The sequence below is a fragment of the Erysipelothrix sp. strain 2 (EsS2-7-Brazil) genome, from assembly GCF_016617655.1.
Classification (GTDB): Bacteria; Bacillota_I; Bacilli_A; order Erysipelotrichales; family Erysipelotrichaceae; genus Erysipelothrix; species Erysipelothrix piscisicarius.
This window is the reverse complement of the sequence record NZ_SCFT01000010.1, coordinates 1-12,298: the sequence shown is the minus strand read 5'-3', so window position 1 is coordinate 12,298 and position 12,298 is coordinate 1. Positions and strand designations below refer to the sequence as shown.

Sequence of the window (12,298 nt, the reverse complement as noted above, 5' to 3'; positions counted from 1 at the left end):
CTACTCATATAAGAGTCGTTTTAAAACTTCCGCAAGAAAGTCAATGTTTGGACTTCCTTTACGTAATGAGATAAAGATATGAAGAAATACAAAATCTAACAAACCATCTTGAGTAAACGAATCTGTAAATGCTGTGGGTTTGATTGTTGGATCTTGTTTCAAAACAACCAAAAGACCCGCACGAATATGATCAACATATTGCATGCCGACATGATGTCCCTTCATTTTTGCTTCTTGATTCATAATCTCCACATGACTCATAAATAAGGAATTGAACTCATCCATATGATGGCGTATCCGCTCATAGATTTGTTCAATAAAATTAACAAAACTGATATTTGTATCAACATTACAGATATCATCATAAAAAACTTGTTTCCAAAAATCTTCGATGACATCTAAAATCAACTTATTTTTTGATGGGAAGTAATTATAAACAGATCCAATGGAGACTTCTGCTTTTTGGGCCAAGTTCCGCATGTTTAATTGATCCAAGCCATCTTTAAAGACAATATCTTTCGCAACTTCAAGGAGCGATTCCTTACTTATTACTGCTTTTTTCATCTAATCACCTCATTACTGAACAGTGTTCATTATACTCCCGTCTTGATAGGGTGTCAACGAAATTGAATTCAGAAAACACCACCCTTTTACACTTACTATCTTATCATAAAGTTCTTAACGATTATCATGTTCGTCAAAAAATATGAGATTTTCACAAAACCGGTTCACCTAAATTTGAAAAAGGTGTTGACACAATGTAACCGTTAACATATAATTCGTTTGTAAACCGGTTTAGGACTAATCTTTAAATTTGAATGGAGACGAAAATGAAGAAACATATGAAAAAAGTGTTCACATTTTTAATGACGCTTGTTGTGTCATTATCGATGGTTGGTGTGCGCAGCGTTACAGCAGATCATAACGATATTGATAAAATTAACCGTAATTATCGTGAATACTTACTTGGGAATGAAACAATTAATAACGATGCAGTCAATGAAAAGAAAATTACATCAATCTACACAAACGGTAAAAAGGCAATGGAATCTATCGTGGGTCATGATGATGAATACATTTCAGGTTTAGTCTTGCGTGGTGGTGGCAAAACCGACCATGACTTGTCCACAAACTTACAAAAATCCTATCAACAACTTAATGCAATTGCCTTGGCTTACTCGATGCCAGGTTCTAAAAACGCTCTTTACCAATCCCCTGAAGCGTTAACGGCTGTTTTAGATGGTATTAAGTGGTTGGGAGATAACTACTTTAATAAAATGGATACGGGTTATTATGGCAACTGGTACAGTTGGGAAATTGGTGTACCACAGAGCCTTTCAAACATCATGTTTTTACTTAGTGATGAAATTGAAGCAGCGCTTCCAGGATTTATTCAAGAATCAGTTATTGCGATGGATTCCTATATCCGTGGCGATGCGAAACCGGGTGACCCTACCATTGGCGATGTAAACCTTGATGCACGTCAACATACGGGTGCAAACCTTACAGACATCACATTCAACCGCATTCTTCAAGGTGCTGTACTTAAGGACGAAGCACGAATTAGTAAAGCCGTTGAAAATTCGATGACCGTATTCAGCACCATCGATCCAAGTAACCTTCAACATGGTGTTACCGATGGTTTCTATGAAGATGGATCATTTGTACAACACTCAACCGTTGCCTATACGGGTTCATATGGAAAAGTATTACTCGGTCGTATTGCACAACTTGTAACAGTACTAGATGGTACAAAATGGCAAAATGATACCTTATTGGATACCGTGCAAGAGTGGATCTATCGTGGATTTGCACCAGTGATGTATGAAGGCTATATGATGGAAATCGTAAAGGGCCGTGCTGTATCACGTACCGGTTCAGGTTATGGTGATGCATCAAGTGTTATTGAAGCATTTGTGCAATTATCCCAAAGCCTCCCTCAAGCGGAACAACTGAAACTTCAAAGCTATATTAAATACTTAATTGAAAACATTCGTGCAACCATCAATCCTGCAACATTTGTATCAATTCAAAATATTGCAGCTTATGAAGCAATTGTTAAGAATCAAGACATTCAAGCGCTGAATCCATTAGAAATAAACGATCACTATGCATTTAACTTAATGGATAAAGCAATTCATACGCGTGAAGGTTTTGCCTTTGCCCTTTCAAGAAGCTCAAATCGCATTTCAAAATATGAATACATGAGTGGTGAAAACCTACGTTCATGGTTCCAAGGAGATGGTGCATACTACCTCTACCAAAGTGGAAACGATCAAACAAGCATGCACGGGATTAATTTCTATGCAACCGTTGATCACCATAAATTACCAGGAATTACCACGGTGAATGAAGTGCGTCAGACCATCCCAGAACTTTACGGAAAAGATTTCTATGACCGTGCTGAAGGGTTTGAAGCAGGATCCATTACGCAAAATAAATATGTCTACTTCCCATTGGGTACAAATGATTACTCAGGTGATGTGAAAATGGGAATCTATGGTGCGTCCGCAATGCAATTGGGTGATGATGAAGCGTATGCTGATGCGCAAGCAGGATTGCTCCCAGAAGACTTTAAAGTCTATAAAAATGCGGAAGCAAATAAATCATGGTTTATGTTTGATGATGAAATTGTCGCTTTAGGTTCAAACATTCATGATGAAAAGCAACGCGACTTAACAACAACCGTTGAAAATCGTATGTTTGGTGCTGACGATGTGATTCGCCTCAAAGGTGAAACAAAGGATGGAATCCAAACGTTAGAAAACGGTGTTCAAAAAGGATTGAAATGGCTTGCAATGGGTACCGAGGGCGTCAATAAAGACACCGGCTATGTATTCTTTGGAAACCAAGATGTAACTATAAACACATCAACTAATACCCAAAAATATTCTTACGTGCGTAATAAAACTGTGGGTGCTGCGGATAAAGAAGTAACTCAACAATTCGCAACCGTAACGTATGATCATGATGGTAACGAAACAAGTCAATATGCTTATGCGATTTTACCCAATGCAACTGCAGACCAAACGGAAGCGTATGCGAAAGCAAATCCAATTGAAATCCTTGCACAAGAGGATGGCGTTCATGCGGTACGTCAAAAAGATCTTGGTATGACAGGATACGCATTCTTTGATGAAGCAAATCATACGGTGGAAGATCTAAGCACAAGCAGTAAAATGATTGTGATGCGTAAAGGCTTAACCTTTGCAGTTCAAGATCCAACGCATCAACAAACCCACGTTTCATTTACTTTAGATGGAACTTATGATGTGGTATCAGGTAATGGTAATGCCGTAATTGAAAATGGCAAAACATACATTACCGTGAACACTGAAAATAAAAACGGTGTATCGCAAGATCTTCAGCTTGAAGCGGTGACGGTAACAACACCTGAAGAACCTAAACCAGAAGTTAAACCTGAAACACCGAAAACATTAACACTTGTGGATGATGCGTCCAATGTGGTGATTACCTATACGGAAGGTGATCTACCTGAAAACACAACCTTAAGTGTATCGGTAAACAATAACCTCGTCGTTGACGGATTAAAGAATACAGTCGGCTATGACATTACGCTTCGAAGTGATGGCAGTTCTGTACAACCAAAAAATCCAGTTAATGTTTCAATTGAACCGAAGAAAACTCTAGATCGTGCCACCCTACAGGTGTATCATGAAACTAAAGACGGATTTGAATCGCTTGCATGGGTTGCAGATGGAACACGTATTGCCTTTGATACAGCATCCTTCTCGCTCTTTGCCTTAGGCGAAAAAGATGTTAAGGTATTGCCATCAACCGGTGTTACACCTCAAAATGTCCTACCATTTGTCGGGGTTCTCGTTGTGGTTGGGGGATGCTTTATCCTTTACGGAAAACGTAAAAACAAAAAATAATATATCGAAAAAGCACATGTGTGCTTTTTCGTCTTATAGGAGGTAAGCAATGTATCAAAAAACTACAGGACCGCAGTTTTTAAAATACGGTCATGCAACCGATAAACCCAGCACCTATCCGGTCATTTCAAAAATTCTAGCAAATAAAAAACCCAATGCGCTTACAGCTGTCTCAGAGGCAACAAACATTCGTGTTGTGGAAGGCATTGCGGTTATCTTGGTTGAGGATGCGGAAGGAAATCGCGAACGGTTTGTTATTCATCGAACGGCAGTAATTCACCCTCACATTCGTTATGCTTTGATGCCAATTACCCAAAGTGCAATGGTTGAAATATCCTATCAAACTGAAGGTCAACCAACCATGATTGAAACCAGTTTGGAAGCGGAAATTGAATATGTTTCCATCAAACCACAATTTAGTGTCAGTGAAATCTATTCCTATTACTACAATGTAAAGGGGAAAAATTATCACTTTGAAGGTGAGGCCCATAAATATTGGGAACTTACGTATGTGGATGCAGGCGTTTTAACAACAGAAATTGAAGGTAAATCCTTTACATTAGAAAACCAAGAAATGATTTTATACTTTCCAGGTCAATTCCATACTCAATCGGTATTGGGAGAAAATGCATGTTCATACCTAACCATCATGTTCGATATGAATATGCTCCCCAAATCCATTGCACACATTCAAAATCGTGTTATGAGTTGTGGTAATGAACTGTATACGTTAATGAATCATTTTATTCGCCAATCCACCATTCTTGAACAAGAACAAAGTCCTTTTGCGAAAGATCTGATGGTTTCATATCTTCAAGAAATTATGATTCTTCTATTTCAATACGATGAACCAACAAGTAGCCACAACACATCCAACCCCATTCAAGTTAATTTTGAAAATGAAATGATGGATGAAATTTATACATATATTCAAGCAAACATTCATCGACCTTTATCCGTTGAAGACATCTGCAATCAATTTGCGATATCCCGTTCTGCTTTACAATTACTTTTTAATAAGTACTTTGATATGCCACCAAAACAGTATATCAATGAACAAAAACTTGAACGTGCGAAACATTTAATCCTTGAAGGCAAGTATCCGATTACGGATGTTGCTTTAAAACTTGGATTCAGTTCGATTCATTATTTCTCGCGGAAGTTTAAACAACACTTTGGCTTTGCCCCAAGTGAATATGCGCAAAAAATCTATACACAAGAAAAAGGTCCTCGCTAATGCGGGGACCTTTTGATGTATATAATTAAATTCCGTCTGAGAAATCGTCAGAAGCGTCATCTGCTTCGGGCATTTCAAAGAGTTCAACTTGGGAAGCACCTGTTTCAGCAAGTGATTTCGCAAAGTCGTAAACAGCGGGCTCACTTAAACGCATTAAACTTGCTTCAAGGAGCATTGGTAGGTTTGTTCCTGCAAGAACATGAACATCAGTTTGGTTCATTGCGATCATTACGGATTCTTTAAAAGGTGTACCACCTTTTAAATCTGTAAAGACAAGAACACCTTCACCTGTATTTACTTCAGCAATCGCTTCTTTAAGATCGCTTGATAATTTTTCAGGACCAGCTTCTTCTAAAAATAAAACACTCTTATATTGAGGTTGTGCACCTGCAATAAGTTCAACGGATGAAGATAAACCTTCTGCAAATCTTCCGTGACCTGTAACGATAATTCCGATCATAGTATGAATCTCCTTTTAAAATATACTATTCTTGAAAAGAATTTTATGTGAGGCCAATCCCATAAAATGGAGCAACTTCTCAAGGTAACAATACAAATAGCATTATAAATTATTAACCGTCTAACTTCAAGTCTAATTTGCAACTCTTAGCGTTCCACGGTATACTCATAAATAGATAAGAAGAAATAAAGGAGCGATACAATGACATTACCAAATTGTCCTCAGTGTACTTCCGAGTACACTTATGAAGATCGAGATTTATTCGTATGTCCGGAATGTGGTCATGAATGGAATGCCTTGAGCACTCAAGAATCAATGCTTGTAGTCAAAGATGCACATGGAACGGTGCTTGCGGACGGAGATGATATCGTCATCACTAAAGACCTCAAAGTTAAAGGGGCATCCAGTGCATTGAAACAAGGTACTAAAGTAAAAAACATTAAACTTGTGGAGGGCGATCACAATATAGATTGTCGCATCGAAGGCTTTGGTGCCATGAGTCTCAAATCAGAATTTGTAAAGAAAGCATAAGCTTTCTTTTTTATTCGAAAAAAAAAGACCGTTTCCGGTCTTATTGATGTTTTGAAAGGTCAAGTAAAGCAGCTGCAGCTTTATCAACAATGACAATTACATCATCGTGATTTTGAAGTGCACTTGCAGGACAGTCTTCAGTTGGTGTTCCTTCCATCATATTGTATACAGCATCTTTTTTCGCATCGCCATAAGCAAATAATACGATTTTTTGAGCTGACATAATGGATTTAATTCCCATTGAATATGCATAACGTGGAACGTCTTCTTTCGTTTCGAAGAAACGTGCATTGGCTTCAATGGTAGATTCTGTAAGTGATACTTTTTGTGTTAATCCTTCAAATGATGCCCCTGGCTCATTAAAACCAATATGACCATTGATTCCAAGTCCTAAAATTTGAACATCAATTGGATTTGAAGCAATAATCTCATCATAACGTTTGCATTCTTTTTCCGCATCTTCTTCTAAACCATTTGGTAAGTAGTTAATCTTAAATGGTTTTTTACTGAAGAAATGCTTGTTCATGAAATAATGGTAACTTTGATCATGATCTGCCCCAATACCAATATATTCATCCAAGTTAATTGAGATAACATTTGAGAAATCTAAATCACTTGCGGTAATTTTATCGTAGAATGAAATCGGTGTGCTCCCTGTAGCTAAACCGAATACATTTAATTTTCCTTCATTTAATTCTTTACTAATGAGTTCGAAACCTAACGCTGCTCCTGCATCGCTGTTTTCAACAACATATAATTTCATATTGAATAACCTCTCTTCTTTCTCCCATATATTATAAGGGTTCGAATCAATAAAGCAAACCAAAACAACAACAAAACTAATGTTTATTATAATTGTGTTACGAATTAAGAGTGCTATAATTAGATGGTAAACAAAGGTTACAAGGAGGAATTACGATGTTAATTATAAACGGACGTATATATTTAGAAGACCGCGTAATCGAAAACGGTTATGTGCTTACAGAAAATGAAACCATTAAGGCATTTGGTTTAATGGAAAATGTTCCCGCTTACTCGGGAGAAATTGTGGATGCAAAGGGAATGAATGTTTTACCAGGGTTCATTGATCAACACATTCATGGTGCAAACGGTGCTGATAATATGGATGGAACTGAAGAAGCAGTCGCAACCATTGCACGTTTCTTACCAAAAGAAGGAACAACTTCTTATTGTGCTACAACGATGACGCAATCCGTTGAAGCGGTAGACAAAGCTTTGGGTGAGATTGTAAAGTATGCGAAAAATCATAATAAACCTGGAGAAGCAGAAATTGTAGGGATTCACTTAGAAGGGCCTTTCATTTCCGCAAAACATATTGGAGCTCAAAATCCTAAATATGTTTTAAAACCAACACTTGAAGCATTTGATCATTTCTGGGATGTCTCAGAAGGGATGATTAAAGTGATTACGTATGCACCTGAAGAAGCAGAAATTGGATTTACCGATCACTTACGTTCGTTAAATGTTGTGCCATCTGCAGGTCATACCGATGCAACATGCCAACAAATTGAAGATGAAATTGAAAATGGTCTTTCAAACTTAACACACTTCCATAATGCGATGAAACCACACCATCACCGTGAACCCGGTGCTGTTACAGCGGGTTTTATGAATCCAACACTTAAAGCCGAAATGATCTGTGATGGTATTCATTTAAATCCGGATGTTGTGAAAGCGACATACCAAATTAAGGGTGCCGAAAACTTTATCGCGATTACAGACTCAATGCGTGCGAAAGGACTTCCCGATGGTAATTATGACCTTGGTGGTCAAGAAGTTATTAAAAAAGGGAAAGAATGCCGTATTGCAACAGGATCTCTTGCAGGTTCGGTAGCGGAAATGGACTTTGTAGTACGTAACATCAAACACTTTACGGGTGCACCTATGCATGATCTCGTGAAGATGTCATCAGAAAATGCTGCGAAACACTTAGAAATCTTTGGACGCAAAGGAAGCATTGCGATCAATAAAGACGCAGACCTTGTCATTTGTGATGATGATATTAATGTACAAACAACAATATGCCGTGGGGTTATTGGATACCAAAAATAATCCCATTAAGGATTCTTCGGAATCCTTTTTTTTATGAGTTGAATACGATAGAATAGGGATATGAAGAAAAAATATCAAATTATCGTAGGAATTCTCTTTTTCCTGATTACGGGATGTAATTCAGCCAAACCTGAAATGACCGAACCCATTATTCAAAATGACGTGACGCTGGAAGGCGTTGATTTAATCGATGATTACATGCGTGTCTTGAAGTTTTATGAACAGCGTGATGTGCTTTCAACTCATCGCATTGCATATCTCGAACTTAAAGATCATTTGGGAAGCATTCAAACCATGGAGGAATTGAAACAGTTTGAAGACAAACTAAATGCATTCGCTAAGGAATTGGATGATGTCTATCAAATGGACGAAGGAACCCGTGTTTATCGCAAAGGGCTGTTAATTGTTGATCGTGGTCATTGTTTACCGCCAACTTATGAACCTGGACCGCGCTATGAAGCTGAAAATCAATTTTTATACATGCAAGCAGCTGCTCTTAAAGAAGGTGTAGTTTTAAGAAAAATCAGCAGTTATCATACCCATGAATTCCAAAATCAATTGTATGAAGGTAATAAGGAACGGTATGGCATTGAACGAGCTCATCGTTATGGTGGTCAAGATGGTTGTTCGGAACACCGAAGTGGGTATGGATTTGATATCGGTGGTGATGACATTGAAACGTGGAATGAGATGGCGTTCGTTGAGACCCAAGCGTATCAATGGCTTCAAAACAATGCGTATCAATTTGGCTTTATTCTCCGATATCCAGAAGGAAAAGAAGCGGAAACAGGTTATGCATTTCAACCTTGGCATTATCGTTATGTAGGCGCAATTTCAGAAAAAATCATCAAGGCCAATATGAGTTTGGATGCATACCTCAATCAGTTTCCTTTTTAAAATTGTACCCATGAATTCCTTTGAATCTTTAAAAATGATGTGAATTTAAGGAAACAATCATGGTATATTTTACTAAAGGAGGTTTATTATTTATGGAACCTTGTAATAAAAAATTAGCCAATCTTATACCCGAAGGTGATCATGTGTTTGGTGAAGTTTTAAACCAAATTCAGCGTTTACGTACTGAAGCACAAGTGTATGAAAATAAACATTGGAATGATGATTTTGAAGCGTATTGTGATAACATCACAGAATTTATAAAGAAACAAAAAGCCTTATCCGGCACGACCATTCATGAATGTTTGGATATTATTAAAGCAATTCGAAAAAGTGGTCAGACAGCCCAACGTGTTGAAACGGGTCAAATTGCGGAAAAAGCATTGCTAGCAGATTATGACATGGACCTTGCATATCGAAATGATGAAGGCTACGACAAACTCTGCAATGCTTTACTGGTGATTATTGAAGATTACCAACAAACAACCTAAAAAAAGCCGAGACATCGTCGTGATGCTTCGGCTTTTTTTTTGAATTACTTCATTTGTTCGGTAAGGTCGATAATTTCATCAATCATCGCACCAATATGCTCTATTGTATGACGGAGCGGTGCATCGGTTGAAAGATCAACATCTACCATTTGTGCCAGTTCCAGCGGCGTTTTGGTTCCACCAGATTTTAAAACATCTTTCCATCGTTCGATATCTAAAGTACCGTTCAAGACTTTTTGACTGACTTCAGTTGCGATGGTTAATCCAGCACTGTAAGTGTATGGGTATAGACCCATATAGTAATGTGGTTGACGCATCCATGTGAGTTCCACATTAGGATTAATCGTGACAACATCACCCCAAAACGCTTCAAGTACCGATCGTTTCATCGCATTAAGTCCTGCTGTTGAAAGTGGTTTACCCGCATCAACGGCACGGTATACTTCACGCTGATAGGCAGCTTCAAGGAGGTGGGTAACAAAATTATGATAGTAGGTACGGCTGATCATCGTTGATAATACCCAACGTTTAAAGCGGGGATCATCCGATTGTGTCGTAAGATGATTTGCCATGATGAGTTCATTCATCGTTGAGGGTGCCTCGATAAAGTATAGAGAAGGGCGTGTATCATAAATATTCTGATTTTGTCCGGCAAGGTAGAAATGACCTGCATGTCCTAACTCATGAGCTAAGACAAAGACTTCACGCATACGTTCAGTCCAACTAATGAGAACATAAGGATGTGCACCATATGGACTTGAACAGAAAGCCCCGGTTGATTTTCCAATATTTTGTGGGAAATCAATCCAACGTTCATCAAATGCTCGATTTACCATGGCGAGATAATCTTCACCAAGAATGCTTAACCCTTCAAGTAATTTCTCGCGCGATGCTTCAATTGAAATATCGGGTTCAAACCCTGGATCTAATGGCATGAGTAAATCATAAAATGACATCGTATCCAAACCATGAACAGATTGGAGTAATTGCGCGTATTTACGCATATGTGGTGCAAGATGTTCAGTAATCAAATCAATTTGACGATCATACATATCTCGTGATACTTCTTGATCGAAGAGCAGATAATCGATGACTGAATCGAATCCCTTAAGGGTTGCAAGTGCTTTTTCCTTAAGAACTTGGGTTTGATACACTTCTGCGAAGGTATGTTGGTACTCCGCAAGTTTTCCATAGAACTCTTCAAATGCCTTATGACGTACATCGTGGTCAATTTCATATTCCCACTCGCCTTCAAAAAGGACAAAACTGTTTGGGTATGATTTGCCATTGACTTCAAAATCATCAAAACTCATATCTTGAAGTTTACCACGATTATAGATGCTGTAAGGAGCATCCAATGCAGCATTTAATGCGGTAACAGCGGCTTCTACCTCAGGTGAAAGCGCATGTGGTTTTTCACGAAGAATTTGTTTTAAGAACCCTTTACTAAAATCGTTGAGTTGTACTGCATTTTCGAGTGTCTCACTGTCGTTTCCCGAAATTTCAGATGTAAAGAACGCTAACTTATTTGAAATTTCAGTAGTACGAATTGCATAAAGACCATAACGTTGAATTGTTTCTTCATTGGATTGATCCGCAGAAGCACTGAGGCTGTTGTAAGTGCCTAGGTGCACCATTTTCTCATACATTGGTGCATAGACACCCAATGCTTCAACAATATTCTCAGGTGTGTTTAATTGCCCTTTATAGGTTGAGACAAATGTATCCACTTCTTTCTCAAGTGAATCAAATGTTCGATTGTAGTCATCTTCAGTTTTAAAAAGACCCCGTAAATCCCATGTATGTTCAGGATTCACATCACTACGGTGTACTAATTTTTGTGCCATAAAAAACCTCCTAATTTTGACTATTATATCAAAATTCGACGGAAATAAGAAAAAAGATGAGTGAAATCCTCATCCTTTTGGTATATAATTCATCACTTTATGATTTCGGTACAGTTCAAAAATAGACTTACGCGTGTTTGTGGCTTCACGAATGTCAGAACCCTTATCAATGAGTAATCCGAACACACGACGAATATCTTCTTCAAATTCATAATCAACAATTCCCAAATCAATATTAATCACATCCAAAACAGCTCGCATAAGAGGCGTATTTCCAAATGAATCTTGACCATGGATATCCGCGCCTTCATCAAGCAAGAGTTTAAGACAAGCAAGATGCTTGTCGAAAAGAACCCCATCGTTTTTAGGGCCATCTCGTTGAGGTCGGGGATAACGTGAATGATTCAAGGCTTCACTAATGGCAACGTGTAAAATGGGTTGTTGCCAATGTTCGAGTTCACCTTGAACCATAAAGTTAACATTATCCTTTGTTTCAATAATTAACTGAGCAATTTCAAGACGACTGTTTTGAATTGCTACTTGTAGTGGGGATTGCAAACGATCACCTGAAGGGTGAGATACGACGTGTGGGTCGTTGATAAGGATTGTCTGAACTGAATCAATGTCATTATGATGAATTGCTTCGATCAATTCATTCAAAATATCAATCCTTTCTGCCTTAATCATAGCACACTTCTAGGTTTAAACCAAAAAACACCCTCCACGATGGAAGGTGTTGGTTGGAACTGACCTAGTTCCTTGGGACTAAAGAAAAAACCAAGTTAGGATGAAGTTAACCGATAATTTACGGGAGATTGATATCCTAGCTTTTCTTGTATTCGATTTTCATTGTAATATTTTAAATAGTT

At 38.0% G+C, this 12,298-nt stretch carries 12 protein-coding genes; 6 read left to right on the top strand and 6 right to left on the bottom strand.

The genetic code is table 11. The annotated features are described in order from the left end of the window. On the bottom strand, positions 1-564 hold the full coding sequence (locus EPJ90_RS05690; protein WP_161637289.1) for a TetR/AcrR family transcriptional regulator: 564 nt from the start codon (positions 562-564) through the stop codon (positions 1-3). Between the two features lie 266 nt (positions 565-830). On the opposite strand from EPJ90_RS05690, the gene EPJ90_RS05685 reads away from it, so the two are divergent. Together EPJ90_RS05685 and EPJ90_RS05680 are read left to right on the top strand one after the other, a co-directional pair. Further along, positions 831-3,896: a polysaccharide lyase 8 family protein gene (locus EPJ90_RS05685; RefSeq protein ID WP_200542776.1), complete on the top strand. Its 3,066-nt coding sequence runs from the start codon at positions 831-833 to the stop codon at positions 3,894-3,896. Positions 3,897-3,945: 49 nt separating this feature from the next. After that, positions 3,946-5,133 (top strand): helix-turn-helix domain-containing protein, encoded by a 1,188-nt coding sequence (locus tag EPJ90_RS05680; protein WP_161637291.1) that lies wholly within the window; start codon positions 3,946-3,948, stop codon positions 5,131-5,133. Positions 5,134-5,158: 25 nt separating this feature from the next. On the opposite strand, the gene agaF is transcribed toward EPJ90_RS05680, so the two are convergent. Further along, on the bottom strand, positions 5,159-5,593 hold the full coding sequence (agaF, locus tag EPJ90_RS05675; protein ID WP_161637292.1) for a PTS galactosamine/N-acetylgalactosamine transporter subunit IIA: 435 nt from the start codon (positions 5,591-5,593) through the stop codon (positions 5,159-5,161). 201 nt (positions 5,594-5,794) lie between these two features. Here agaF and EPJ90_RS05670 point away from each other — a divergent pair, with 201 nt between their 5' ends. Continuing rightward, entirely contained in the window at positions 5,795-6,124 is a 330-nt protein-coding gene (locus EPJ90_RS05670; RefSeq protein ID WP_200542775.1) for a zinc ribbon domain-containing protein YjdM, read from the top strand. A gap of 40 nt (positions 6,125-6,164) precedes the next feature. Here EPJ90_RS05670 and EPJ90_RS05665 read toward each other — a convergent pair whose 3' ends face one another. Further along, a complete protein-coding gene (locus EPJ90_RS05665) occupies positions 6,165-6,887 on the bottom strand; it encodes a glucosamine-6-phosphate deaminase (protein ID WP_161637294.1) in 723 nt (240 codons plus the stop codon). Positions 6,888-7,042: 155 nt separating this feature from the next. On the opposite strand from EPJ90_RS05665, the gene nagA reads away from it, so the two are divergent. From nagA to EPJ90_RS05650, 3 genes are all read left to right on the top strand, one after another. Continuing rightward, on the top strand, positions 7,043-8,197 hold the full coding sequence (nagA, locus tag EPJ90_RS05660; RefSeq protein ID WP_161637295.1) for an N-acetylglucosamine-6-phosphate deacetylase: 1,155 nt from the start codon (positions 7,043-7,045) through the stop codon (positions 8,195-8,197). Positions 8,198-8,257: 60 nt separating this feature from the next. Further along, a complete protein-coding gene (locus EPJ90_RS05655; RefSeq protein WP_200542774.1) occupies positions 8,258-9,094 on the top strand; it encodes a M15 family metallopeptidase in 837 nt (278 codons plus the stop codon). A 92-nt stretch (positions 9,095-9,186) separates the two neighbouring features. Continuing rightward, positions 9,187-9,582: a hypothetical protein gene (locus EPJ90_RS05650; RefSeq protein WP_200542773.1), complete on the top strand. Its 396-nt coding sequence runs from the start codon at positions 9,187-9,189 to the stop codon at positions 9,580-9,582. A gap of 44 nt (positions 9,583-9,626) precedes the next feature. Here the strand turns inward: EPJ90_RS05650 and pepF are convergent, their stop codons facing one another. From pepF to EPJ90_RS08700, 3 genes are all read right to left on the bottom strand, one after another. Then, positions 9,627-11,429, bottom strand: coding sequence for an oligoendopeptidase F (gene pepF / locus EPJ90_RS05645; RefSeq protein WP_200542772.1), 1,803 nt, complete (start codon positions 11,427-11,429; stop codon positions 9,627-9,629). 69 nt (positions 11,430-11,498) lie between these two features. Then, a complete protein-coding gene (locus EPJ90_RS05640; RefSeq protein ID WP_200542771.1) occupies positions 11,499-12,116 on the bottom strand; it encodes an ankyrin repeat domain-containing protein in 618 nt (205 codons plus the stop codon). A 95-nt stretch (positions 12,117-12,211) separates the two neighbouring features. Then, positions 12,212-12,298, bottom strand: an 87-nt coding sequence (locus EPJ90_RS08700; RefSeq protein WP_330932732.1) for an IS3 family transposase, incomplete at its 5' end; no start/stop codon positions are given.

What these genes read in the sequence shown, in the direction of transcription:
- EPJ90_RS05650 (WP_200542773.1), top strand. Translation starts at nt 9,187, where the DNA reads ATGGAACCTTGTAATAAAAAATTAGCCAATCTTATACCCGAAGGTGAT.
- EPJ90_RS05640 (WP_200542771.1), bottom strand. Translation starts at nt 12,116, where the DNA reads ATGATTAAGGCAGAAAGGATTGATATTTTGAATGAATTGATCGAAGCA.
- agaF (WP_161637292.1), bottom strand. Translation starts at nt 5,593, where the DNA reads ATGATCGGAATTATCGTTACAGGTCACGGAAGATTTGCAGAAGGTTTA.
- pepF (WP_200542772.1), bottom strand. Translation starts at nt 11,429, where the DNA reads ATGGCACAAAAATTAGTACACCGTAGTGATGTGAATCCTGAACATACA.
- EPJ90_RS05665 (WP_161637294.1), bottom strand. Translation starts at nt 6,887, where the DNA reads ATGAAATTATATGTTGTTGAAAACAGCGATGCAGGAGCAGCGTTAGGT.
- EPJ90_RS05655 (WP_200542774.1), top strand. Translation starts at nt 8,258, where the DNA reads ATGAAGAAAAAATATCAAATTATCGTAGGAATTCTCTTTTTCCTGATT.
- nagA (WP_161637295.1), top strand. Translation starts at nt 7,043, where the DNA reads ATGTTAATTATAAACGGACGTATATATTTAGAAGACCGCGTAATCGAA.
- EPJ90_RS05680 (WP_161637291.1), top strand. Translation starts at nt 3,946, where the DNA reads ATGTATCAAAAAACTACAGGACCGCAGTTTTTAAAATACGGTCATGCA.
- EPJ90_RS05670 (WP_200542775.1), top strand. Translation starts at nt 5,795, where the DNA reads ATGACATTACCAAATTGTCCTCAGTGTACTTCCGAGTACACTTATGAA.
- EPJ90_RS05685 (WP_200542776.1), top strand. Translation starts at nt 831, where the DNA reads ATGAAGAAACATATGAAAAAAGTGTTCACATTTTTAATGACGCTTGTT.
- EPJ90_RS05690 (WP_161637289.1), bottom strand. Translation starts at nt 564, where the DNA reads ATGAAAAAAGCAGTAATAAGTAAGGAATCGCTCCTTGAAGTTGCGAAA.